The sequence below is a fragment of the Acidimicrobiia bacterium genome, assembly GCA_040881685.1.
In the GTDB taxonomy this organism is placed as follows: Bacteria; Actinomycetota; Acidimicrobiia; order IMCC26256; family PALSA-555; genus SHVJ01.
This window is the reverse complement of the sequence record JBBECS010000016.1, coordinates 48,814-72,612: the sequence shown is the minus strand read 5'-3', so window position 1 is coordinate 72,612 and position 23,799 is coordinate 48,814. Positions and strand designations below refer to the sequence as shown.

The 23,799-nt window shown below is 67.2% G+C and carries 22 protein-coding genes; 14 read left to right on the top strand and 8 right to left on the bottom strand.

Features of this window, described 5'->3' with window-relative positions; translation table 11 throughout:
• The first annotated feature begins 6 nt into the window (after positions 1–6).
• The 5 genes from WEE69_04440 to WEE69_04420 all read left to right on the top strand — a co-directional run bounded on the left by WEE69_04440 (position 7) and on the right by WEE69_04420 (position 2,939).
• Complete coding sequence (locus WEE69_04440) at positions 7–435, top strand: MaoC/PaaZ C-terminal domain-containing protein (protein MEX1144539.1); 429 nt, start codon at positions 7–9, stop codon at positions 433–435.
• Positions 436–451: 16 nt separating this feature from the next.
• Positions 452–850: an OB-fold domain-containing protein gene (locus tag WEE69_04435; GenBank protein MEX1144538.1), complete on the top strand. Its 399-nt coding sequence runs from the start codon at positions 452–454 to the stop codon at positions 848–850.
• Positions 847–1,203, top strand: coding sequence for a hypothetical protein (locus WEE69_04430; protein ID MEX1144537.1), 357 nt, complete (start codon positions 847–849; stop codon positions 1,201–1,203). The genes WEE69_04435 and WEE69_04430 overlap by 4 nt, the downstream gene beginning before the upstream one ends.
• Positions 1,190–1,633 carry an OB-fold domain-containing protein gene (locus WEE69_04425; protein ID MEX1144536.1) on the top strand — a complete coding sequence of 148 codons (444 nt, stop codon included), beginning with the start codon at positions 1,190–1,192 and terminating at the stop codon, positions 1,631–1,633. Before WEE69_04430 ends, WEE69_04425 begins: the two co-directional genes overlap by 14 nt.
• An 88-nt stretch (positions 1,634–1,721) precedes the next feature.
• Complete coding sequence (locus tag WEE69_04420) at positions 1,722–2,939, top strand: thiolase family protein (protein ID MEX1144535.1); 1,218 nt, start codon at positions 1,722–1,724, stop codon at positions 2,937–2,939.
• Here WEE69_04420 and WEE69_04415 read toward each other — a convergent pair.
• Positions 2,936–4,051, bottom strand: a complete 1,116-nt coding sequence (locus WEE69_04415) for an acyl-CoA dehydrogenase family protein (GenBank protein MEX1144534.1) — start codon at positions 4,049–4,051, stop codon at positions 2,936–2,938. The genes WEE69_04420 and WEE69_04415 overlap by 4 nt on opposite strands.
• A 130-nt stretch (positions 4,052–4,181) precedes the next feature.
• On the opposite strand from WEE69_04415, the gene WEE69_04410 reads away from it, so the two are divergent.
• From WEE69_04410 to WEE69_04400, 3 genes are read left to right on the top strand one after another with little or no spacing between them, the layout of a single operon-like run.
• Positions 4,182–5,375 carry an acyl-CoA dehydrogenase family protein gene (locus tag WEE69_04410; GenBank protein ID MEX1144533.1) on the top strand — a complete coding sequence of 398 codons (1,194 nt, stop codon included), beginning with the start codon at positions 4,182–4,184 and terminating at the stop codon, positions 5,373–5,375.
• A gap of 21 nt (positions 5,376–5,396) precedes the next feature.
• Positions 5,397–6,086, top strand: a complete 690-nt coding sequence (locus WEE69_04405; GenBank protein MEX1144532.1) for a hypothetical protein — start codon at positions 5,397–5,399, stop codon at positions 6,084–6,086.
• Positions 6,087–6,097: 11 nt separating this feature from the next.
• Positions 6,098–6,841, top strand: a complete 744-nt coding sequence (locus WEE69_04400) for a class I SAM-dependent methyltransferase (protein MEX1144531.1) — start codon at positions 6,098–6,100, stop codon at positions 6,839–6,841.
• Here the strand turns inward: WEE69_04400 and WEE69_04395 are convergent.
• From WEE69_04395 to WEE69_04375, 5 genes are all read right to left on the bottom strand, one after another.
• Positions 6,773–7,564, bottom strand: a complete 792-nt coding sequence (locus WEE69_04395) for a polyprenol monophosphomannose synthase (protein MEX1144530.1) — start codon at positions 7,562–7,564, stop codon at positions 6,773–6,775. The genes WEE69_04400 and WEE69_04395 overlap by 69 nt on opposite strands.
• Before the next feature lie 9 nt (positions 7,565–7,573).
• On the bottom strand, positions 7,574–9,277 hold the full coding sequence (locus WEE69_04390) for a hypothetical protein (GenBank protein MEX1144529.1): 1,704 nt from the start codon (positions 9,275–9,277) through the stop codon (positions 7,574–7,576).
• A gap of 40 nt (positions 9,278–9,317) precedes the next feature.
• Positions 9,318–10,556: an acyltransferase gene (locus WEE69_04385; GenBank protein ID MEX1144528.1), complete on the bottom strand. Its 1,239-nt coding sequence runs from the start codon at positions 10,554–10,556 to the stop codon at positions 9,318–9,320.
• On the bottom strand, positions 10,553–11,881 hold the full coding sequence (locus WEE69_04380; GenBank protein ID MEX1144527.1) for a glycosyltransferase family 39 protein: 1,329 nt from the start codon (positions 11,879–11,881) through the stop codon (positions 10,553–10,555). Before WEE69_04380 ends, WEE69_04385 begins: the two co-directional genes overlap by 4 nt.
• 67 nt (positions 11,882–11,948) lie before the next feature.
• Complete coding sequence (locus tag WEE69_04375; GenBank protein ID MEX1144526.1) at positions 11,949–12,722, bottom strand: class I SAM-dependent methyltransferase; 774 nt, start codon at positions 12,720–12,722, stop codon at positions 11,949–11,951.
• Positions 12,723–12,867: 145 nt separating this feature from the next.
• On the opposite strand from WEE69_04375, the gene WEE69_04370 reads away from it, so the two are divergent.
• The 5 genes from WEE69_04370 to WEE69_04350 are packed head-to-tail and all read left to right on the top strand — an operon-like array spanning position 12,868 to position 20,321.
• Positions 12,868–14,061, top strand: coding sequence for a glycosyltransferase family 4 protein (locus WEE69_04370; GenBank protein ID MEX1144525.1), 1,194 nt, complete (start codon positions 12,868–12,870; stop codon positions 14,059–14,061).
• Complete coding sequence (locus WEE69_04365) at positions 14,058–18,476, top strand: alpha-(1->3)-arabinofuranosyltransferase family protein (GenBank protein MEX1144524.1); 4,419 nt, start codon at positions 14,058–14,060, stop codon at positions 18,474–18,476. The genes WEE69_04370 and WEE69_04365 overlap by 4 nt, the downstream gene beginning before the upstream one ends.
• Positions 18,477–18,498: 22 nt before the next feature.
• The gene (locus WEE69_04360; protein MEX1144523.1) at positions 18,499–19,236 is read left to right on the top strand and encodes a glycosyltransferase family 2 protein; all 738 of its coding nucleotides are present in this window, start codon (positions 18,499–18,501) and stop codon (positions 19,234–19,236) included.
• Positions 19,237–19,623, top strand: a complete 387-nt coding sequence (locus WEE69_04355; GenBank protein MEX1144522.1) for a DUF2304 family protein — start codon at positions 19,237–19,239, stop codon at positions 19,621–19,623.
• Positions 19,620–20,321: a class I SAM-dependent methyltransferase gene (locus tag WEE69_04350; protein ID MEX1144521.1), complete on the top strand. Its 702-nt coding sequence runs from the start codon at positions 19,620–19,622 to the stop codon at positions 20,319–20,321. Before WEE69_04355 ends, WEE69_04350 begins: the two co-directional genes overlap by 4 nt.
• 15 nt (positions 20,322–20,336) lie before the next feature.
• Here the strand turns inward: WEE69_04350 and WEE69_04345 are convergent, their stop codons facing one another.
• Both WEE69_04345 and WEE69_04340 read right to left on the bottom strand, forming a co-directional pair.
• Positions 20,337–21,992, bottom strand: a complete 1,656-nt coding sequence (locus WEE69_04345) for an amidohydrolase family protein (GenBank protein MEX1144520.1) — start codon at positions 21,990–21,992, stop codon at positions 20,337–20,339.
• A 21-nt stretch (positions 21,993–22,013) separates the two neighbouring features.
• On the bottom strand, positions 22,014–23,015 hold the full coding sequence (locus WEE69_04340) for an endonuclease/exonuclease/phosphatase family protein (GenBank protein ID MEX1144519.1): 1,002 nt from the start codon (positions 23,013–23,015) through the stop codon (positions 22,014–22,016).
• A gap of 80 nt (positions 23,016–23,095) precedes the next feature.
• Between WEE69_04340 and WEE69_04335 the strand changes: the two genes are divergently transcribed.
• Positions 23,096–23,797 carry a 5-deoxy-glucuronate isomerase gene (locus WEE69_04335; protein ID MEX1144518.1) on the top strand — a complete coding sequence of 234 codons (702 nt, stop codon included), beginning with the start codon at positions 23,096–23,098 and terminating at the stop codon, positions 23,795–23,797.
• Positions 23,798–23,799: the final 2 nt, after the last annotated feature.

Here is a 23,799-nt window from a genome sequence, read left to right as displayed (position 1 = left end):
CCGCAGATGGGGGAGCAGAAGCTCTTCTTCAACGATGTGAAGGAAGGCGACGCCGCGCCCGAGTTCAGCCACGAGCTCACGCGCATCGACCTCGTGCAGTACGCCGGGGCGTCGGGCGACTTCAACCCGATGCACAGCGACGAGGTGTCCGCGCAGGCGGCCGGACTGCCGAGTGTGTTCGGCCATGGCATGTTCACCATGGGCATCCTGGGCAAGGCGCTCACCGACTACGTGGGTGTTGGCAACCTCAAGCGGTATCAGGTGCGCTTCACGAAGCAGACCTGGCCGGGCGAGAAGCTCACCACCAAGGTCACCGTCGCCAAGAAGTATGACGAGGATGGCGAGCACCGCGTGGATCTCGAGTGCGAGGTGGTCAACCAGGACGGCGAGGCCAAGGTGTCGGGGGTGGCTACCGCCGCGCTCCCGTCGCGCTAGCGATCAAGAGCGCCGCGTGCGCTTCGATCTCCCGTCACCCGACAACGACACTCGGGAGTATTGGGCTGCTGCGCGCGAGCATCGACTGCTCATCCAACGGTGCGGCGCATGCGGCGAGGCGTACTTCTATCCGCGACCGTTCTGCCCGAACTGCTGGAGCGAGGACGTTTCGGCCGAGGAAGCCTCGGGTGACGCCATCCTCTATACGTGGTCGGTTGTGCACGTGAACGACCTCCCGCCGTTCCACGAGCGCGTGCCCTACGTCGCGGCCATCGTCGACCTCGTCGAGGGGCCACGCATGATGACCAACGTCGTCGACTGCGACGTGGATGTACTGAAGGTGGGCATGGGATTGCGGGTCTCCTACAGAGAGCTCACGCCCGAGATAACCGTGCCAGTCTTCGTGCCGACATGACGCACCGGGACGACTGGAGCTTCCCCTTCGAGGGCCCGCTGCACGAGGTCTTCCCCGCGCTCCACGAGGCTCAGAACGCGTGGCTGAGCCAGATCGACTCGCTCCGTGCACCCGACCGCAAGACCCACGAGCTCATCCGGCTCGCGTGCACGGTCGCCTTGCGCAACCCGGCCGGCGTCGCGCGTCACGCGCGGCTGGCGCGCGAGGTCGGCGCCTCCTGGGACGAGGTGCTCGGCGCGATCCTGCTGACGAGTCCCGGCTTCGGGCTGCTGCCCGCGGTCGAAGCGATCCCACATGCCCGGCGCGGCGTCGATGCCGCGCCCGAGCCCGAGGAGGACGATGGCGAAGACTGAGGCAGGCGTGTCCGAGGTGCCGTTCCGGATCGTGCCGGCGGTCTCGGATCGCAACAAGCACTTCTGGCAGGGAGGGCGCGACGGCGAGCTCCGCTTCCAGAAGTGCAACGGCTGCGGCTACTTCATCCACCCGCCGTCAGTGATCTGCCCGAAGTGCTGGTCGAAGGACATCGCCATCGCGACCGTGTCGGGTCGGGCGGAAGTGCTCACGTTCTCCGTGAACGTCCAGAACTGGATGCCCGGGCTCGAGCCGCCGTTCGTGCTCGCCATCGTGGGCCTGGTCGAGCAGGACGATCTTCGGCTCACCACCAACATCGTGAACATCGATCCGTACGAGGTGACGATCGGAATGCCCGTGCAGGTCGTGTTCGAGCCACACCCGGATGACGAGGTGTGGATCCCGTTGTTCGAGCCAGCTCGCGAACGGTAGCGAGCGGTGCTGCGAACGGAGCGAATGGAGCGAGCGAAGTGAGCGGAAGTAGCGGAGTGGGAGCAGCACCAAGAGTGAAGGAGAAGTAGTGGCCTCCGAGGCAACCGACCTCATCGGGGAACGGCGCGCGGTCATCAGCGGTGTCGGGCAATCCGACATCGGCCGCCGGCTGTTCCGCGACCCGCTCGAGCTGACGATCGATGCGTGCCTCGCCGCGATCGAGAACGCCGGCCTGACCACGACCGACATCGACGGGCTGTCCACGTATCCCGGGGCCGGCGGGCCGCAAGGCTTCTCGGGCGGTGGGATCACCGACGTGCACGATGCGCTGCGGCTCGAGGTCAACTGGTTCACGGGCGGCTTTGAGCAACCGGGTCAGCTCGGCGCAGTGGTGAACGCCTGCTTCGCAGTGGCCGCCGGGCTGTGCAAGCACGTGCTCGTCTGGCGCAGCGTGTTCGAAGGAAGCGCGCAGGGCAAAGGTGGGCGCGCGGCAGTGATGCCGGGCGGCGGGAGCACGACCACGTCGTTCAAGGCCAGCGGCTTCATGGAATGGCTCCTGCCGTTCTCGGTGCCGTCGGCCGCGACGTGGATCGCGATGTACGCCCAGCGGCACTTCCACGAGTACGGGACGACGCGTGAGCAGCTGGGGCAGATCGCGGTGAACGCCCGGAAGAACGCGGCGCTGAACCCCAAGGCGATCTACACCGACCCGATGACGCTCGACGACTACCTGTCAGCGCGCATGATCTCGACCCCGTTGTGCCTGTACGACTGCGATGTCCCGTGTGACGGCGGCACCGCGATGATCGTGTCGCGTCGAGACACCGTCGCCGACCTGCGCAAACCACCGATCAACGTGGAGGCTGTCGCCACCGCGCTGCACGGGCGTCCCTCGTGGGACCAGTACCACGATCTCACTTCGATGCCCGCGCAGGACGCCGGCAAGGAGCTCTGGAAGCGCACCGACCTCAAGCCGACCGACGTGGACGTGGCCGAGATGTACGACGGCTTCTCGTTCATCACGGTCGCGTGGCTCGAAGGCATGGGCTTCTGTAAGAAGGGCGAGGCCGGGGCGTTCATCGAAGGCGGGCAGCGCATCGCGCTCGACGGTGAGCTCCCGCTCAACACGAACGGTGGCCAGCTGTCAGCCGGTCGACTCCACGGCTTCGGCTTCCTGCATGAGGCGTGCGTGCAGCTGTGGGATGAAGCCGGCGACCGTCAGGTCCCCAACAACCCCGAAGTCGGCGTCGCTTGCGCCGGCGGCGGCCCCATGGCGGGCACCCTGTTGCTGACGAAGTCTGGCTAGGCGAGCGCGATCGACGCGAGCTCTTCGAGCTGGTCGACCGTGCCGCCACCGGTTTGCTGGAGCGTGAGCAAGCGCTTGTAGAAGAGCCCGATGTCGTGCTCCCACGTGTACCCGATGCCGGCGTGCACCTGCACCGCACTCGCGCCGACGCCGTACAGCTCGTCGGCCGCGAAGGCGAGCGCCATCGTGGCGGCGCGGTGCCGCTCGTCGGTGTCCGCAGCATCGGCGGCCCAGCACGCGTAGTACCCGGCGGCGCGTGCGAGCTCGACCGCGCGCAGCATGTCGGTGCACAGGTGCTGCACGGCCTGGAACGAACCGATCGGTACGCCGAACTGCTTGCGCTCCTTGGCGTACTCCACCGAGATCTCGAGTGCCTGCGCGGCAGCGCCTACGCCGTCGACCACCGCGCCCGCGTGCAACCGATCGAGCGTGGTCCCGAGCGCCTCGACCGCGTCTGCGCCACCGAGCCTGTGGGCAACGGCACCTTCCAGCGTCACCTCGCCTTGCTTGCGACTCCCGTCAACGGTCGGCGTTGGCGTGATGGTCACACCCGTGGCCGCGTGTTCCACGACGAAGACGCCGAGCGCGCTCTCCGGTTTGGTCGCGGTGACGAGCAGCACGTCGGCCGCCATCGCGTCGGGCACGTGCACCTTGCGCCCATCGACGCGCCAGTTGTCACCGTCCGCAGTCGCGGTGGTGTGAGTGGTGCGCCACTCGTTCCGTCGGTCCGGCTCGTAGAGCGCGACGGTGCCGATGCGGTCTCCGGAGGCGAGTGCGGGCAACAGGGCTTGGTAATCGTCGTCGGTACCGGCGAGCAGGACCAGGCTGACCGCACCGATCGCTGACGACGCGTACGGGCCGGGGTTCACCGCCCGGCCGAGCTCCTCGAGCACGACGGCGGCGTCGACCATTCCCATGCCCGTGCCGCCGTGGGCTTCGGGTACGAGAAGGCCCGTCGCGCCCAGATCGGCGAGGCCGCGCCACACCGCGTCGGTCGTGCCGCGATCGTCATCGAGCATCTCGCGCACGTGCGTCAGCGGTGCACGATCAGCAAGGAACTTGCGCACACTGTCGCGCAGCGCCTCTTGCTCGGCTGAGAATTCGAAATCCAATTGTCTCGCTCGCTCTCTGCGAGCCGGGATACCCGGCTCGCGGACGTTCGCTCGCTGGGCGAGCTCCCTTCGGTCGCCGCGTCGCGTCGAGCCTGCGGCGCTGCTGACGTTACCGAGTACCGTTCCCGGCGTGCGACTGCGGTATGGCGATGCGGAGGAGTCTTTTCGCGCTGAGCTCGTGGGGTGGCTCGAGGCGAACGCGCCGGCGCGCGAGCTCCTGAACGAGCCGAAGCAGTCGAGCGCGTTCCTGACCGACTGGGCGCGCGAATGGCAGCGCACACTGTTCGACGCGGGATGGCTCGTTCCGGGATGGCCGCCCGAGCTTGGTGGGCGCAACGCCACAGCTTCGGAGCAGATGATCTACTTCGAAGAGCTCACGCAGCGAGAGATCCCGCGCAGCCTGAATCCGCAAGGTCTCGGCATCATCTCGCCGTCGCTGCTCGACTACGGCACGCCCGAGCAACGGGAGCGGTGGTTGCTCCCCACGCTGCGCGCCGAGGTCGCCTGGTGCCTCGGGATGAGCGAGCCGGGCGCCGGCAGCGACCTCGCGAGCCTCAAGACTCGGGCTGTGCTCGACGGCGACCACTTCGTCGTCAACGGTCAGAAGGTGTGGACGTCGGGTGCCCACCACGCCGACTGGTGCATGTGCTACGTGCGCACGGACTCCGACGTACCCAAGCACAAGGGCATCAGCGTGCTCCTCATCGACATGCACAGCCCGGGCGTCGAAGCCCGCCCGTTCTCCGAGCTGAGTGAGCCCAACTACTACGACTTCAACGAGGTCTTCTTCACCGATGCGATCGTGCCGAAGGACCAGCTCCTCGGTGATCTCAACAACGGGTGGGCGCTCACGCAGGGATCGCTCTCACACGAGCGCGCCATGCTGTGGATCGATCACGCGTACGCCGCACAGCGAGCGTTCCAGGAGATGCTGAAGTTCGGCGACCGCGCCGGGAACGACGGGCATCCACTGCGTGACGACGCCCACTTTCGCGACATGCTCGGCGGCTTCTACGTGGACACGCAGGCGCAGACGCTGATGGGGTACCGCGGTCTCTCCAAGGTCATGGCGGGCAAGTCGGCGCCCGAGCACTCGTTGCTCAAGCTGTACGGCAGCGAGACCCTCCAGCGGCTGCTGCTCGCCGGGAGCGAGGTGCAAGGGCACGACGCGCTCGACGTGGACCACTTGGGTCCAAAGATGTGGCGCGACGGCGCGTGGATCGAGCAGTACCTGCGTTCGTTCGCAGGCACGATTCCCGGCGGAACGAGTGAGATCCAACGGAACATCATCGCCGAGCGCGTGCTCGGATTGCCCAGGGCGTAGAAAGCGGTGGAGGGGGACCAGATGCCCGAACACGAGCTCAGCCCGGCCGACATCGCGCGCATGCGCACTCCGCTCTGGGAGCAGGCGAAGATCGCTCTCGGGCGTGGCAACCACGACGAGGCCGCAGCGCTGATCGATCGCGCCGTGGAGCAGTGGAGAGGTCTCAAGGAGTACTCGATCAACTGGATCACCTCGCTGCTCACGTTCATCGGTGAGGAGATGGGAGAAGAGGCGGTCGAGCGAGCGCTCCGCAAGACGGGTGACGAGTTCGTGCGGCCCCGCCGCGACACCGGCACTGAGTGGGGGTCGCTCCCGGCCGCGGCCCGCGCCAAGGTCATCGCTCGCGCCATGCTCGGCAACATGGGCGAAGTCGACGTCGAAGAGGACGACGAGAAGATCATCCTGTCGTTCAAGTGCGGCAGCGGCGGGATGCTCATCGATGGCGGCAAGTACGAGGGCGAGCACCCCTACATGAAGTTGCGCGAGAAGAGCGGTCGAACGTTCATGCGTGATGAGCTCTGGGTGTACTGCGCCCACTGCTCGGTCAACAACGAGATCCAAGCCGTCGAGTGGGGTGACGCGCCAACGAGTGTGGAGTACCCACCCGAGAAGCCGGGCGAGCGTTGTGTTCACCACATCTACAAGGATGTGGCCGATGTCCCCGACGAGGCGTACGAGCGCATCGGGAAGACGCCACCCGCGCAGCGGTAGCGTCAGCGTCCGTGCGTGCCGTTGAAGAAGAGCGGAAGCGGGGCTTGGCGCGGACGCGCGAGCTCTTCCGACTCTGGCGCGACGAGAAAGAGAATCCGGCTCCGTTCTACTCGCTGCTTGCGAAGGAGGCCGTGGTCGACCTCGAGCGCCGGTACGGCGCACTCGAAGGTCGCACGATCGCAGACCTGGGGTGCGGTCCCGGCTACTACGCGCTGGCGTTCCGCGAGCGAGGGGCGTTCGTCGTCCCGCTGGAGGGGTCGCGCGAGGAGCTCATGGCGGGCGGAGCGCCGCCGAAGGGCGCGGTGATCGGCGATGCCGGTCAGCTCCCGTTGCGCGACGCGTGCGTCGACGGCGTGTTCTGCTCGAACCTCCTCGAGCATGCCCGCGACGCGCAATCAGTGATCCGGGACATGGAGCGGATCCTTCGACCGGGCGGCTGGGGGTACCTGTCGTGGACCAACTGGTACTCCCCGTGGGGAGGGCACGACATGACGCCGTACCAGTTCCTTGGTCCTCGCCTCGGCCCGAAGCTCTACGAGCGGTTCCATGGTCCTCCCCGCAAGAACCGGTACGGGGAGGGCCTCTTCGCGGTGCACATCGGTCCGACGCTGCGCTACGTGAGGGCGCGTGACGATCTGCGCGTCGAGCGCGTCGAGCCGAGGTACTGGCCGTGGGCGCGGTTCATCTCACGCGTCCCCGGCATCCGAGAGGTGCTGTCCTGGAACTGCGTGATTCGCTTCCGTCGGAGCCCGTGACGAACGCCGGCGACGGAAGATGCGGTCGCGTACGCCCCACCAGGTGACCAGCAGGAGCTCCTCGGCGAAGATGCCCCAGGTCATCTTGGAATAGCCGCGGACGCGGTCGGTGAACACGATGGGGTACTCGTCGGCCTTCCCGCCAGCGCGGTGCACGCGGTACGCGGTCTCGATCTGGAACCCGTACCCCTTGGCGCGGGTGGAGCCGAGGTCGAGCTCGCGCAAGGTGTCGGCTCGATAGGCGCGGTACCCCGACGTGGCGTCGCGCATCTTGATCCCCAGCACGAATCCGGCGTAACGGTTGCCGTAGCGCGACAACGCGCGTCGGAACCACGGCCAGTGGGGGATCTGGCCCCCGGCGACGTACCGCGACCCAACGGCCACGTCGGCGCCGCTCTCGACCACCGCGAGGAGCTTCGGGATGACGGCGGGGTCGTGCGACAGGTCTGCGTCGATCTGCACGAGCCGGTCGTAGTCCTGTCCGAGTGCCAGCGAGAACGCTTCGCGGTACGCTTCGCCGAGGCCTTCCTTCTTCGGCCGGTGCAATACGCTCACGCGTCCCAGCTCCTTGCCGACGCGCTCGGCGATGGCGCCCGTGCCATCAGGGCTGGTGTCGTCGACGACGAGGATGTCCGCGTCGGGTGCCGCGGCGCGCGCCAGCCTCAGAAACTGCTCGATGTTCTCGGCCTCTTGGTACGTCGGCGTGATGACCAGCGTGCGCACCGAGGAAGGCTACCGTGCGCCTCCGCGGCAGTGCTGGTACAGGTAGTAGTGAGGCCCGAACTTGTCGACCAGGCAGAACTCGTCGCGCACGACTTCGTTCGGTTCGTTCGGTCCGAACTTGCGCGAGTCGTTCGGTTCATCCCAGATCTCCCATGTCGAAGACAGGATGAGGATGTCGGAGTTCCGCACCTCGTCCGCGAGGCCGGAGTCGGGAGCGTTCGCGATGCCCGGATCCATCTCGATGTAATAGGTGGCCGGAGGCAAGTCGGGAAGAAGGAAATAGAACGACGCTTCGCTGAGCGGCGCTTTCCGCAAGTCCTTTGATCCGACAAAGAGGCGATCACCGGGTTTCGTGATGCGATTGATCACCTTGAACATCTTGTTGGCGGCCTTCGCATTTGCTTCATTGCCGTTGTAGAAGGTGCGTCCGCCGTTCTTCATGGGGTGCGAGTCGACGTGCTCGCCGAAGGTCTGCGCCGTGAAGTCCGCGTAGCTGCGCAGCGTGTAGTTGGGGATGACCAGCGTGAGGCCGAGCAGGAACGCGGCTCCGACCACCAACGCGACCGGTCGCCGACCCCAACCCGGGCGCCGCGCCTGGATGACCTCGACGGCCGCCACCGGCACGAACGCCATCCCGACACACGCCACCCAGGCGAGGTGGGTGGGGTCGGGCCGCTGGAGGGCTTGCGGGATGAGGCCGACACTGAACCCTGCTGCCGCGAGCAGCACGCGAGCACGCGGCGACGTGCGGTCGCGGCGCACGGCCCAGATCGCGACCACGGCCACGAAGACGAGGGATCCGAGCAGTCCGAAGAACCAGAGGCTGATCTGGGCCGGCCCGTCCAGGCGCGGGATCGGCCACGGAAGCTTGATGAAGTCGGCGACGAACTGAACGTCGCTGTCGAAGACGTTCCAGTTCGGCGGGATCGGGAGCGCCCGACCGCCGCGAAGGTGCACGACGGGGTCGATGAGCATCCCTTGCACCACGTTCTCGAGTCCCGCGGTGGCCACGTGGATGAGGTACGGGAACAAGCCAATCGTGAGCCCGAGCGCGAAGCGCTTGCGCACCGCTGCGCCGACACCCGATGCAAGCGCGAGCGACGCGAGGGTGATCGCGATCACGAGATCAATCCGGTAGAGCAGTGCTAGGCCGAACAACAGGCCGCACGTCAACGCCAGGCGTCGGCCTCGTTGTGAGTCGCCTGCGTCGCGACTCGCGATGCCGGCAACGATGCCGAAGACCCCAAGGCCAAGTGCGCCGACCCAGGGCATGGCGACGAGGCCGTGCGGTTCGAGGATGATGAGCAGCGACACGAGTGCACATCCGAGCGCGGTCGTGCGGCCCCACGGACGCACGATGAAGTAGATCCCGAAGACGACGGCCGCTTCCTGGATCAACCCGAAGAGTCGCTCGGTGACGAGCGTCGTGCCGAACACCTTGTAGACGGCGGCAAGCACCCACAGGCTGCCCGGGCCGTAGAGGTGCAGGAAGTCCTTGTTGGGAATGTCGCCCGCGAGCACGCGCTCGGGGAACACGAGCATGAAGCCCTCTTCCATCGGCGCGCCGGGGCTGCCGAGCAAGCCTCGGAGGGGCAGCAAGAACCCCGCCGCGAGGATGGCGAAGGCGATCAGATCGAGGGAGCGGGGAGAGAGGTTGCGCCAGGTCGTGCCGCTCCCGGCCGAGGGAGCAGACTTTGACTTGGTCGTCGTCACCGCGCCCATGGAAGTGAAGGACTCTAGGTGACGGGCCCCGTCACGGGGCGGGTTCGGCATCGGCTGGAGGACGTGGCGCGCGCCAGAGGGGTCGGTCCTTCAGACCAAGCGCGGGACGCTCGATCAGGTAGTAGCTGATCGCGGCGACCACGAGCGTGGCTCCCAGCGTCGCGGGAAGCATCGACGAGAAGTTGCCGGCGAACGGCTGCGTGTCGGTCCACTTCGCGTACCCGTCGAGCGCGGCTTCGTGCCAGAGGTAGATCCCGTAGGAGATGAGTCCAAGCCAGACGATCACCGGATTCCTGAGGAAGCGCCGGATGAGGCCGCGGTCCTGGGGTCCGAACACCCCGGGTAAGAGGAAGAAGAACGCGGCCGTGCTGTAGAAGAACTGGAGCCCGAACTCCTTGCCGAACGGGAGGTCGGTGATGACCTGGATCCCGTTGCGCGTCGTGAGCTCCGCCGGGGCCGGTTGGAGGTCGATGCCTTTGGAGACGATGACGAACATCACCAGTGAGATCGTCCAGCACACCCACGGGAACGCCCGGGAGGCGGTGAACGACCACTCTCGACGACCCGACCGGGCGACCCATGCGCTCGCGACGGCGAGAAGGATCCCCAGCGCGAAGTAGTCGAAGTACCCAGGGAGCCAGCTGCGGTACCGGCCGGTGTCCTCGACGTTGGTCGCGTACAACAAGCCTCGGTAGAGGACACTGATCGCGTACAAGATCGCGGCACCCCAGAGCTGTACGCGCAACGCGTTGCGCGTGCCGCATGTGAAGCGCGCCGTGAGCCACGCGTAGAACGGGAGGAACAGATAGAAGGTGATCTCGACGGCAAGGGTCCATGCTTGCTGTACCGGGCCGCCGATGATGTGGTCGTGGCTGTAGATCTGCAGCAAGCTGAAGTGGAGGAAGAACCCCTTCACGTCCACCGTCTGGAACTCGAACACGAAGATCACGACGATGAGGCACACCCAGTAGGCCGGGAAGATCCGCAACGCCCGACGCTTGAGGAACGAACCGAGCGCCGGGCTCTTCGTGCCAGCGAAGATCCGGTCGACGAAGGGCCGGTACAGCAGGAACCCCGAGATCAGAAAGAAGATGGCGACGCCGATGTCGAGGCGCGCCAGGAACGGTCCGAACGTGTCGCTGCGAACGTTCTTCCCGCTGAAGAAGCCGACGTGATTGACAACCACGCCGAGCGCAGCGATGGCCCGGAAGCCATCGAAGCACGGAAAGCGCGACGTGCGCGCCTCCGTGGCCCGCGCCGTCGTGGTCACGACGTCGCGGCTCCGGCCGCGGTCTCGTTTCGATCATCCAGATCGGCGGGGTCGGGGTCGCTCTCGCCGCGCCTTCGACGGATGAACGCATCGATTGCGACGGCGGCAAGGATCGCGAGCGCGGGCTCGGCCGTCGATCGGTACCGCGACGACGAGAACGCGATCCCGATGGCGATCATCGCGATGGCAGGCAGCGCGACGAGCGGATAGACGGGCACCTTGCGCCGCCGGAGCAGCACGGCGCCGTACACCGAAAGCGCACCGAGGACCCAGAAGCTGATCAGACCCCCGATTGCGATCGGCCAGTCACGACCTTCGGGGAAGTGGTCGAACTCCACGGAATGAATCGGCCGGTAGAGACCGAGCGAGCGACCCCACCGGGACAAGACGACCACCGGCGCGCGTCCCAAATGATCACCGAGGTAGTCGAGCGCCGCCTCCCTGTACCCGGCGTCACGCTCGGACTCGTCGTATCCCTTCGGGAACGTGCGCTGGACGCGGAGACCGCACCGGATCGACCACAACCCGGTGAACTCGCCGTAGTACGCGTCATCGCACTGTGTGGCCGCAAGCGTGACCCCGAGCCCGTTCGACAGGAAGACCGGCTTGTCGAACCTGGTGACGTTGTACGTGATCCACGGTGCCACCACGAGCGCCGCCATCAGACCTGCGACCACCAGTCGGCGAAGCCGCGCCGCGAAGTCGATCGTGCACGAGCCGAGGGCGAGCGGAACGAGCACGAACGGGACGAGGAGCACGAGCTCGGCCCGTGAGAGGGCGGCCGCGCCACACGAGAGCCCGACGAGTAAGAGTCCGCGAGTGTCCGGCGCGCGCCAGTAGCGATAGCAGAGGAGGACGACGAGCGTGGCCACGAACAACGACATCGTCTCGGAGAGGATGACGGTGTCCCAGTAGAAGACGTTTGGTCCGATCGCAGCGAGGGCTGCCGCGATGAGGCCGGCGCGGTACCCCGCCAGCTGCCGGCCGAGGACCCCCAAGAGCGCGACCGTCCCCAGACCCAGGACGCACGACCACAGCTGGTGGACGAGCGGGCTGCGGAACCCGAGCATTGACGGGATCGCGAGCCACAGCACGTAGAGCGGGGGGTTGCTCGCGCCTTGCGCCTGCTGCCCGTTCTCGAGGAAGAAGGCGAGGACGAAGCCTTTCCCGTCGACGAGCGAGTTTGCGCCGGAGTGGTACAGGAGCGCGTCACCGACGGGGTAATACGGGTGGTGCATGATGAAGAGGAAGGCGACTCGGATCACGAGTCCGACGGCCGCGATCGCCCCAAGACCCACCAAGAACCGCCGGGTTTCGCGGGTCATGGCGAGAGAAGGTAGCAAACGAGCCCTTCGTCCCTTGGTCGATGCGCGCTCCGCCGCGCACTCGCCTTCAGAACGGTGGCAAACGATTCGACCGGTGCCCGAGCAGGCGCGTGAGTGGATGGAGGTGCACGATCATGAGTGCCTTCACCAGGACATTCCGGATGAACCATGGGAGCTGGGCCAGCTGATGGGCAGTGCTCCGCACTCGGGATCCCCGCGTTCCGCACCGGTACTCGGCGAGGGAGCCCGTTCGTCCGACATAGTGGAATCGCCGGTTGCCGAGCAGCTCGGTCGCGATCGCGCCGGTCACCCCGACCGACGAGAACGAATCGTGGATCAGCATCCTTCCGCCATCGCTCACACGCCGTCCCCAGTCGCGGATGTCCGCGCGCGCGGGTGCGAAGCGGTGGGCACCGTCGATGTACAGGAGATCGATCGAACCTTTGACTTCCAACCCTGACTCCTGCGACGCGCGGCGCACGTAGCGGACGCGGTCCTTCACCCCGAAACGTTCGAGGTTGGCGACGAACACCTCGTGATCGCGATCACCCTGCGCGGAAGACCCACGGATCTCCCCGGGACCGCGGTCATTTCCGGCATGGGGATCGATGGCAACGACTTCGACGCTCGGGCGTGCGCCGTGCGCGAGCACGATCGCCGACCGACCATGAAAGCTTCCGATCTCGACGATTCGACCTCCCTCGGGGACTTCCGACGCGCACTCCCAGAGCTGGCGCAGCTGCGCGTGGGTCGTCCAGCCGTGGACATCCGCGACGGCATCGAGCGTCTCGATGAAACCAGGGGGCACGGTCGAGCTCGCCGCCAACTTTCTTCGAAGCACGCGGTCATTGTGGAGCGATCGCGCTCGCATCATCAAACCAGCGCTCACGCGGGCGCGGCTTCGATCGCAACTCGTCGGGTAGAGTGGCGCCTCCGGGAGCGTGGGGTCCCTACGCATGACCGGGTTGCCGTGTACCGCCCCACCCGTGAACGCCGACATGACCAACCACGACGCCACGATCTCGGAGATGAAGGATCTCGCGGCCGAAGCCGGCCTGCGGCGGGTGACGATCCTCGCGTGGCGCGACCTCGACGACCCAGAAGCCGGGGGTTCGGAGGTCTCCGCGGCGATGACCGCGAAGTACTGGGCGGAGGCCGGGCTCGAGGTCACGATGCGCTCGTCGTTCGCGGTCAATCACCCCGCGTTCGCCTGGCGGGACGGCTACCGGGTGGTTCGCAAGGGAGGGCGCTATCTCGTGTTCCCCCGCGTCGCGCTCAGCGAGATGGTCGCGCCGCGTGATCCCGCGCACGGGCTCGTTGAGCATTGGAACGGCATGCCCTTCTTCTCCCCCGTTTGGTCACGTAACCCGCGTATCACCATGGTGCATCACGTGCACGGGGAGATGTGGCGGATGACGCTCCCACCACGCTTGGCGGCACTCGGGAACTTCATCGAGTCGAAGCTCGCTCCGCCGTTGTATCGACGCACGCCCATCGTCACACCGTCTGAATCGAGCAAGCACGAGATGGTCGAGGTGATGGGCTTCTCACCCGCGATGGTGACGGTCGTGCAACCGGGCATCGATCCCCGGTTCAAGCCGGGAGGTGAGAAGTCACCGACGCCGTTGATCGCCGCGGTCGGCCGTCTTGTTCCCGTGAAGCAGTTCCACGTGCTGATCGACGTGGTGGTGCGCTTGAAGCGTCTCCATCCCGAACTCGAGGTCGTGATCGCGGGTGAAGGGTACGAGCGCGACCACCTCGAGGAGTGCATCCACGCCGTGTACGCCGAGAATTGGATCCGACTTCCGGGTCGCATCAGCGACGAGGAGGTCGTGGATCTGTACCGCCGCGCGTGGGCCGTCGCGAGCGCCTCTGCACGTGAGGGTTGGGGTCTCACGATCAGCGAAGCAGCAGCCTGCGGGACCACCGCCGTTGCGACGCGGATCGTCGGACATCTCGACGCGATCGAGGACGGCCGGACGGGGATGCTCGCGTCGGACCCCGCGGAGATGGTCGAGTGCCTCGATCGGCTGGTGCGCGACAAAGAGCTGCGCATCCGCCTCTCCAAGGCAGCCCTGGGGCGTGCCTCGGACCTGACCTGGGAGAGATCGGCGCTCGACATGTTCGACGTGCTGGCTACTGACGCCATCCGTCGCCGCGAGCTCCAGTCGCGGCGTTGAGTCGCACGCCCGCGCCGGCAATCGGTCGCGGAGCTTCGCCGGCCGCCACGTCACGCCGGCAACGCGTTCTCGGATACGCGCTCCTCGCCGCGCTCTCGTACGTCCCGCTGCTCCTGAGCGCGTCCGGGCGTGCCGTCACCGACACGAAGCAGTATCTGTACCTGGATCCGGGTCGGCTCTTGTCACGCGCTCCGTATCTGTGGAGCCCCAACGTCCACCAAGGCTCCCTCACCCATCAGGACATCGGCTACCTGTTCCCGGCCGGTCCTTTCTATTGGCTGTTTGATCAGTTGGGTGTTCCGGTCTGGGCGGCGCAGCGGCTCTGGCTCGGATCGATCATCTTCGCCGCCGGACTCGGCGTGCTCTACCTGCTCCGTACGCTCAAAATCTCGGGTCCCGGCGCGGTGGTTGCTGCGCTCGTATACATGTTCAGCCCGTACTTCCTCCAGTACGCGTCGCGGATCTCCATCATCCTCGTGGCGTGGAGCGCAGCACCGTGGTTGATCGCGCTGATCGCTCGAGCGTTGCGCGACGGTGGATGGCGCTATCCGGCTGCCTTCGCGATCGTGGTGCAGCTCGCCGGCAGCGTGAACCCTCCGTCACTGTTCTTCGTTGGCCTCGCGCCGCTGCTCTGGGTCGCGCATGCGATCTGGGTGAGTGGAGAAGTGTCGGCTCGTCAGGCGCTCCGTACGTGCGCCCGAATCGCGTTGCTCACCGTCCTTGCATCGGCGTGGTGGGTCGCTGGCCTCATCGTGCAAGGCGCGTACGGCCTCGATGTTCTTCGGTACTCGGAGTCGATCGAGGCGGTAGCAGTCGCAGGCCACTCGGGCGAGGTCCTGCGCGGCCTCGGCTATTGGCTCTTCTACGGTGGCGACCGCCTTGGACCGTGGACCGAGGCGTCGGTCGACTACTCGCGTCGTTGGCTGGTGGTCACGGGCTACACGGTCCCGGTGCTGGCGATGCTGTCCGCGGCATTCGTCCGGTGGAAGCACCGCGCCTACTTCGTCGCATTGATCGTCGTCGGGGTGGCAATCGCCGTCGGTACGCACCCGTACGACGACCCGTCGCCGTTCGGCGCGGTGGTGAAGAAGTTCGGCGAGGGATCCACGGTGGGTCTCGGTTTGCGCAGCGTCGGGCGCGCGGTGCCGCTCTTGGTACTCGGAGTGGCGGTGCTCCTCGGCGTTGGCGCGAACGTGCTCTCTGAGCGACTTGCGCAGCGTCATCGTCCTCGGATGGCGTTTGCCGTGTGCGCGGTCCTCGCCGTTCTGGCCGCGGTCAACCTTCCTCTCTTCTGGACGGGTGACGTCTACGGGGCGAACGTCCAGCGCCGCGATGAGATCCCGGTGTACTGGACCGATGCGATCAACGCGCTCGATGGCGAGGGCCACGACACCCGCATCCTCGAGCTACCGGGGATGGATGCCGCGGTGTACCGCTGGGGCGACACGAACGTGCCGATCACGCCCGGGCTCACGGACCGACCATATGTGGCTCGCGAGCTGATCCCGTACGGCTCGGCCGCGTCGGCCAACCTGCTGGAGGCGTTCGATCGGCGCATCCAGCGCGGATTGCTCGATCCCGACTCCGTTGCCCCGATCGCCGCGCTCATGAGCGTGGGTGACGTCGTGCTTCGCAGCGACGTTCAGGTCGATCAGTACGACCTCGCGCGACCGCGGGAGGCGTGGCTGGTGTTCCGCCCGACGCCCGACGGTCTCGTCGCGCCGGAACGCTTCGGAAACAAGCTCGCGCCACCGCTCGAGCTCGACCAGCTCGACGCCCGAGAGCTCGCCGTCCCGGACGCGGTGCCGTCACCTCCTCCGGTCGCGGTGTTCGGAGTCGAGCGCACACGACCGATCGTGCGTGCCGAGCCGGGTTCGCGCCTGTTGCTGGTCTCGGGTGACGGCGACGGTCTGGTCGACCTCGCCCAGGCCGGCCTCTTGGTTGACTCTTCCGCGTTGCGCTACTCGGCGTCGTTCTCACATGACCGCCGTCTCCTCGTGCGGGCGCTGCATGCGGACTCCGTGCTGATCGTGACCGACACGAATCGCTCACGGGCTCAGCACTGGTCGGAGCACGACGACCTCGGCTACACGCAGCGCCCGAACGAGCGGCAGATTGTGGAGGACGACCAGGACCAACGGCTCGACGTGTTCCCGGACGCAGGGCAGGACGCGTTCACCGTGATGGAGCAGCGTGGCGCAAAGGTGTCAGCGTCCGCGTACGGGACGGCCACGAGGTTCGTGCCATCCGATCGTCCCGCGCGCGCTCTCGACAGCGACCTGGGGACGGCGTGGAGGGTCGGTGCCTATGGGCCGGTCCAAGGTGAGTGGATCAGCATCCGCCCTGGCGAGGCCATCACGACCGACCACGTCAACCTCGTGCAGCCCCTGACCGGCCGTCGGGATCGGTACCTCACGCGTGTCGAGCTGCGCTTCGGTGACGGGAACGGCCGGTCGGTCGGGCAGCCCGTCACCGTGGACCTCGGTGAGGTGTCGCGCACCGTCGATGGTCAGGACGTCTCGTTCGAGCCCCGTCGGTTCGCGCAGCTCGAGGTGATCGTGCTCGCTGACAATGTGGGCGACCGCGACCGCTACCAGCACGACAGCGCCGTCGGGTTCGCCGAGATTCGCCTCGCCGACGAATCGTCGGCCGAACACGCCGTAGTCGTCGATGAGGTCGTGCGGATGCCCACGGACCTGGTGGGCACGGCGGCGGCCCGTATGCTCAGCAACCCACTTCTCTACGAGATGACGCGGCTGCGCTCGGTGCTCTCCCCGCCGAACGTCACCGAAGAAGAGGGGAGGTTGGCGCGCTCATTCCTCGTGCCGACTGCTCGCGATTTCGGCGTCGCTGGCACTGCCCGACTCTCGCCGGCGGCGCCCGACGACGTGCTCGACCGTGTGCTCGGCATTGCCGACGCCGACTCGGGGGGCGTCACCGTGCGGGCGTCTGGGCACCTCCGGACCACGGCGTTGGCCCGGGGGTCGTCGGCGATCGATGGCGACGCGGCCACGGCGTGGATCACTGACGCCGACGTGTCGCCGGTGGGGGAGTGGATCGACCTCGAGCTCCCGACCCCCGTGACATTCGACGAGCTGGCACTCGAGCTGGTCGCGGACGGAAGACATTCGGTTCCCACCCGGCTGCGACTCGAAGCCGGCGGCGAGACGCGGACGGTTGACGTGCCCGCCATCAAGGACGGGGACAATGTTGGCAGCACGGTTGAGGCGCGGGCGACCTTCCCCGCGCTCACCGGTGACCGCGTGCGGGTGGCCATCGAGGAGGTTCGCGCCGTCGAAACCATCGACTACGACTCAGGATTGGAGACCGCCCTCCCCGTCGCCGTCGCGGAGCTCGGATTCCCCGGCGTGCAGCGCGCGTCGCTTCCCGGCGCAGTGCCAACAGCCTGTCGTAGCGACCTGCTCGAGATCGACGGCGCACCGGTCGCAGTGCGCCTGGTCGGTGCGATCGAGGCCGGCTCGGCGTACCAGACGTTCCAGATCGAGCGCTGCAACCCGACGGGTGGTGCGCCATCGGGTCTACGGCTGAAGCAAGGCAAGCACGAGCTGCGGGCGGCGTCGGGCGCGGAGACCGGGATCGATGTCGACGGGCTCGTTCTCGCGTCCGCGGGCGGCGGTGACGCGCTCGACGGTCGCGGCGCATTGATTGATGTCGTCGCGGCCAAGCGGGAGCCCAGCCCGCAGGTCGACGTGCTGCACAACGGCCGGACGCGGATCGAAGCACGCGTCCGCGGCGCCGACAACCCGTTCTGGCTCGTGCTCGGGCAGAGCCTGAACCGTGGCTGGCACGCGGAGGTCAACGGTCGCGATCTCGGGGAACCCGTGCTCGTCGACGGCATGGCGAACGGATGGCGGATCGATCCCGCCCGGCGGAACCTGGAGATCAACTTCACGTGGGCCCCGCAGCGCACGGTCTGGGTCGGCATCGTGATCTCGGGGCTCACGTTGCTCGGCTGCGCGGTCCTCGCTCTCCGCGGCCGATCGCGTGCGCCGACGGTCGATGCCGACGCTGCTCCCACTGCGGCGTCACTGCTCGTGGCAGCAGGCACGACGCCGTCACGGTCGCGTGTCGTTGCGACGACCGTGATGGTCGCGGTGCTGAGCGGGCTCCTCGTCGAGCCGTGGGTCGGCGCGCTTGCGGGTGCGGCAGCACTCGCGGTGTTGCTGGTTCCAAGAACGCGCTGGCTGCTCGCGATCGGTGCGCCAGCGGCGCTCGCGGCGACGGGCTTGTACGTCTTCGTGCAGCAGAGCCGTTACGGCTATCCCCCCGGACTCGACTGGCCGTCGCGCTTCGACGCCGTCCACGTGGTCGGCATGATCGCTGTCGTGTTGCTACTCACGGACGTGATCGTCGAGACTGTTCGCTCGCGAGGTCGCGGTCTTGACACTCCATGAGCGCGCTACTACAGACAATGAGATGGCCACGATGGAACTGAACGACGTCGTGGTGATCATCCCGGCGCTCAACGAGGCGGAGACCGCGGGTGCCGTCGTTCATGCGGTGCGTGCGCAAGGCGTGTCTGTCGTGCTCGTCGACGATGGCTCGACCGATGGGACGAGAGAGGTCGCTGAGGAAGCAGGGGCGACCGTCGTTCGACTCCCTGTGAACCTCGGTGTCGGCGCCGCACTTCGGTGTGGTTTCCGGTACGCCGTGGAGCACGGGTACCGGGTCGCCGTCCAATGTGATGCGGACGGGCAGCACGACCCAGCGGACATCCAGCTCCTCTTAGAGGCGATGAACGACGAACGCGCGCACCTTGTCGTCGGCAACCGATTCGAAGCCGAACAGCGAATGGACGTCTCGCGCGCTCGCCGGATCGTCATGCGCATCCTGGCGCGGGTGGCGAGTCGCGCCGCGGGCCGACCGATCGGAGACGCGACGTCAGGCTTCCGCGCCGTGTCGGTCCCGCTCTTGAACGAGTTCGCTCGTAACTACCCGACGCAGTATCTCGGTGACACGTTCGAGGTACTCGTCGCGAGCGCGCGGGCTGGATACACAGTCGTATCGACCCCCATCGCGATTCGTGCGCGCCAAGGTGGCCTGCGTTCAGCGGGAGGTGCCGCCTCAATCGCATTCCTCGTACGGGCGCTCGTCGTCGTCGTTTTGAGAATCGGCACGCGCTATCGTCCGGCGACACCCTTGGAGCGCTCCTAATTGTTGCTCGGATTCCTCGGTCTGCTCTTGGCGCTGATGATCGTTGTGCTGGCGCGACTTCAGCTCCTCACACTCCGGTACGCGCTTGGGTGGTTCTTCGTCGCCGTCTCGATCGGAGCGTCAGGCGCACTCACTGGATTGGCGGAGCCGCTCGCTGATTCGGTCGGCTTGCGCCCGGTCGAGTTCCTGCTGGGGGTCTCGCTCTTCCTCTTGCTGCTCATCTCGGTGCAGCTGTCGATCACTGCATCGGGGCTCACTGAGATGCTGCGAACCGTGTCGGAGACGTTGGCGCTGACCGAGGAGCGTGTACGCCGTCTCGAGAAGGAGCAGGGGTCCGAACCCGCGGCGCCCCCGCCCGTGCTCACCGACAAGGAACCGCAGCCATGACCACGAAGTGGCCGAAGGAGCTGCCACCGATCGATCCCGAGCACCAAGCAACGATCGACGATGCGATCCGCCGATGGCACGAGGACCTGCCCGGGAGCTACCAGATGATCGAGCGGTTCAACCATCGTTACCCGCTCCGGTCGATGGCCGGCTTGGGGGGGCGGGTCCGCACGATCGAGATCGGCGCGGGCCTGGGCGAGCAGCTCGCGTACGAGGACCTGTCCCGCCAGGACTACACGTGCGTCGAGATGCGCCCAGAGATGGCAGCCGGCATCCAAGCGCGGTTCCCGTCGGTGACGACGATCGTCGAGGACTGCCAGCAGCAGCTGCCGTTCGACGCGGGGACGTTCGATCGAGCGGTCGCGGTGCACGTGCTGGAGCACCTGCCTGACCTCCCGACGGCGCTCAACGAGCTGCGGCGCCTGCTGCGCGCCGATGGCCGGCTCAGCGTGGTGATCCCGTGCGACCCCGGCTTCGTCTACGGGATCGGCAGGCGGTTCACCGCACAACGGGAGTTCGAGAAGCGTTACAAGCTGCCCTACGAGATCTTCGTGCGTCGGGAGCACATCAACTCGCCCAAAGAGATCACCGACCTGCTCCGCGAGCGGTTCCGGATCGTGCACCGTCGGTTCTTCCCGTTGCGCGTGCCACTCGTCGACTTGAACGTCTGCATCGGCATTACCGCCGTCGCCGACTGACGCGGGGCCGCTCGGCTAGCGGTTGAGCACGCGACCTGGGCGCGCGGCGACGGTTTCCTTGACGGGTGCTCCGTTCTCGCGTATCGGCGTCCCGTTCACGAGCACATGCTGCATGCCTTGCGGCTCGTCGGCGACGAGCCGCTCTCCGTCGGCGGGGAAGTCGCGGACTCGGTGCAACCCGCCCGGAGCGACCGTGTCGGGATCGAAGACGGCCAGGTCGGCCTTCATGCCTTCACGGAGGATGCCGCGGTCGGCGAAGCCGAACACTCCGGCGGGCTCGCCGGTGAGCTTGTGCACCGCACGTTCCAGTGGCAGCACCTCACGCTCGCGAACCCAGTTGCCGAGGAGGTCGGTAGGCAGGCACGCGTCGCACAGCTGGCTCACGTGGGCGCCCGCGTCGGACAAGCCGATCAGCATCCCGTCGGTCGTGAGGAGCTGCTCGATCATGTCCTCGTCGTTGTTGGCGAGCACGCTGCGGAAGCGCGTGGTGAGGTCTTCCTCGGCGGCGAGAGTGACCATCGCCTCGAGCGGTTCCATCTCCCGCTCGGCTGCGAGTGACGCCACACTGCGGCCCACGAGCTCGGGGTCACGCGACTCCGCGATCGTCAGCGCATCCCAGCTCGGGCGGAAGACGCGCCCCGTGGTGAGGTCGGCCTGTGCGCGCGCCACCCAGTCGGCGTCTCGATAGGCCGCCAGGCGCTCGTCGACCGGTCGGTCCATCAGCTCCTTGAACGCGGGCGCCATGTTGAACGTGAACGGGTCGGCCATGGTCATCTGGAAGGTCAGCGGACGACAGGTGATCTGAGGCCACACATCCGCGCCGGCAGCCCGTTCCCTCGTGTTCAGCTCGGCCATGTCCGACGCGAACGACGAGCCCTTGATCGTGAGCAGGGCGGTCCACGTGAACGGTCGACCGACGCGCCGCTGCAGCGCGTACGCCTCGGGGTGCGTGAAGCGCTCGCCGGGGGTGACCGCACCGACACCTCGACCGAGCTCGCGCATCGGGGAGTAGATCGCCTCGTACTCGGCGAAGCCGGCCAGCCGCGACGGGACCGGACGGCCACCGTCGCCGTTGTGCGTCTGCGCGCTGCTCGATGCCACACCCGCCGCGCCCGCGGCGACCGCCTCGCGTACGACGTCGGCCATGCGCGCGAGCTCGTCGTCGGTCGCATCGCGTTCGTAGCCGTCGTCGCCCATCACGTAGAGGCGGATGGCGGTGTGTCCGACGTACGCGGTGAAGTTGAGGACCGAGCCGTGCTGCTCCACCGAATCGAGGTACTCGGGAAACGTCTCGAAGTCCCACGGGATGCCGGCTTCGAGTGTCGGCAGGCTCATGTCCTCGACGTGCATGAGCGTGCGACCGATCAGCCCGCGGTGCTCTGGGCGACACGGCGCGATCGAGAAGCCGCAGTTGCCGGCCACGACGCTGGTGACGCCGTGCCACGACGACGGCGTCAGCGCAGGATCCCAGAACACCTGCGCGTCATAGTGGGTGTGAATGTCGATGAATCCCGGCGCGACGACATGGCCGCCGGCGTCGATCTCTCTTTTTCCTGAGAGCCCGTGTCCGATCTCCGAGATGGTGTCGCCGTCGATCGCGACGTCGGCGCGCTGCGCAGGCGCGCCGGTGCCGTCGATCACGGTGCCGCCACGAATCACGAGGTCAGGCATGTTTGGCTCCTTCTGCCCGCTCTACCCGCAGGACAGATCTGCGGTCGTGCCGGTGTGGTCCGACACCCACACCAGGCCACCCGGACCGTCCACCGTCGGCTCGGGGAAGAACAGCCCGGTACCGAGCCCGTCACCGTCGCCGTCATCCGGGGTGTCCACCACGACGTCGCACTTCGGCGTCGACTTCACGAAGATGAAGTCGATCCGGTGTGACTCCCTCGTGGTCGGGTCCTGGAGCGCGGCGAGGCTCTGGTCATCGCGACCACTCGTGCAGTTGACCCCGGTCTCGGGGACGCATTCGGCGTTGCCGGCCTCGAAGTGGGTGTCGACGAAGCCATCCTCGATGATGTACGCGTAGCGCGCGGATGTGGCGTCGACATTGAAGTCACCCATGAGCACGCGGATCGCGTTGGCTCCACCCGCCGAGTTCGCGAGAGCGATCGCGGCGTCGGTCTGACAGTCGTACACCCCACGATCGGTCTGGCACGGCGGCTTGCAGACTCGGCATGTGAGCGACGGCTCGTCCGGGTCCCCATCCTGGTGGGTGGTCACCACGACGATCGTCCCGATGGGGGAGGACAGCACGATGCGTGACGCCGTCCGGAAGCCCCCGAAGAGCTTGAGCACCTTCTTGCTCTTGACCTTCAGGGTCGTGAAGATCCTTTCGGTGTCGCTGCTCTTGGGCTGACCGCCGAAGACGATCTTGTACTTGCCGTCACAGACCGTCTTGCGAATCCGGTCGAGCTCCTTGCCGATGGTGATGTTCACCTCTTGCATACCCACGACCTCGGGGCACTCCGACTCCTCGAGTTGCTGCGCCAGGAGATCCATCCGGTCCGACGCCTGACACGCCTTGGTCTCGGGGGCGCAGAAGAGCCCGTGCAAGACGTTGAAGTTCACGATCCGAACGCTGGCATCGGACGACCCACCCGATCCTGCAGCCCGACGGGCCCCGGCCGGGCCGGCGAGCAGCCCGATGGCTACGACGGCGACGATGGTTGCGACGACAACGGTCTTGCGCATGCTTCCCCCGGTCCCTGTGGGCAGAACCCTAATTCCCGAGAGGATCGCAGCGGAGGGCGGACCGGTACGCTTCCCGCGCCGTGGCACCGTCGCTCACGCTCGAGGCCGACCACGCTGACGCGTTGCTCGAACCCGGTCCGGGCGCTCGCCTCGGCGTGACCCGGACCCGTGGCCCGATGCAGGGCCGCACGTCGGGCGCGATCGCGTGGGTGCTGATCGAGGGCGGGGCAGGCCAGCTGGTCACCGGCGATCACGCCGACGATGTGCGCGCCCGCGGTGACGTCTTCGAAGGCCCTGGCTGGTCGGCGGTGGTCGGTCCCGAGAGCAGCTTCTCGCTCGCCGGCGACCTGTCGGCCACGGTCGTCTGGCGCGCCACGGACCAAGGGCTCGAGTCGCGCACGATCGATCCCGCCACGGTTCCCGACGAGGCGCGGGGCGAGGGCACGACGGCGCGGCGCGTGCGCACGTACGTGTCGGAAGGACCGTTGATCGTCGGTGAGACGCTGAACCCACCGGGCGGATGGTCGAGCTGGCCACCGCACCGCCACGAGCACGAAGAGGCGTACCTCTACCGGTTCGATCCGGAGCATGGGTTCGGCGTGCACGTCGGGTACGACGATGGCGAGGATCGCCCGGTGATCGTCCGCGACGGGAGCATCGAGCGAATCACCACGGGATGGCACCCGGTCGTCGCCGCGCCCGGCTTCACGATGTACTACTTGTGGGCACTGGCCGGTGACGCCGACACCGTCGACACCAGGCTCGACCCCCGGTATGCCTGAGG

Bases quoted from the DNA above. Each gene is read 5' to 3' on its own strand.
- WEE69_04440 (MEX1144539.1), top strand. From the start codon at position 7: ATGGGGGAGCAGAAGCTCTTCTTCAACGATGTGAAGGAAGGCGACGCC.
- WEE69_04430 (MEX1144537.1), top strand. From the start codon at position 847: ATGACGCACCGGGACGACTGGAGCTTCCCCTTCGAGGGCCCGCTGCAC.
- WEE69_04425 (MEX1144536.1), top strand. From the start codon at position 1,190: ATGGCGAAGACTGAGGCAGGCGTGTCCGAGGTGCCGTTCCGGATCGTG.
- WEE69_04405 (MEX1144532.1), top strand. From the start codon at position 5,397: ATGCCCGAACACGAGCTCAGCCCGGCCGACATCGCGCGCATGCGCACT.
- WEE69_04380 (MEX1144527.1), bottom strand. From the start codon at position 11,881: ATGACCCGCGAAACCCGGCGGTTCTTGGTGGGTCTTGGGGCGATCGCG.
- WEE69_04360 (MEX1144523.1), top strand. From the start codon at position 18,499: ATGGCCACGATGGAACTGAACGACGTCGTGGTGATCATCCCGGCGCTC.
- WEE69_04350 (MEX1144521.1), top strand. From the start codon at position 19,620: ATGACCACGAAGTGGCCGAAGGAGCTGCCACCGATCGATCCCGAGCAC.
- WEE69_04345 (MEX1144520.1), bottom strand. From the start codon at position 21,992: ATGCCTGACCTCGTGATTCGTGGCGGCACCGTGATCGACGGCACCGGC.
- WEE69_04340 (MEX1144519.1), bottom strand. From the start codon at position 23,015: ATGCGCAAGACCGTTGTCGTCGCAACCATCGTCGCCGTCGTAGCCATC.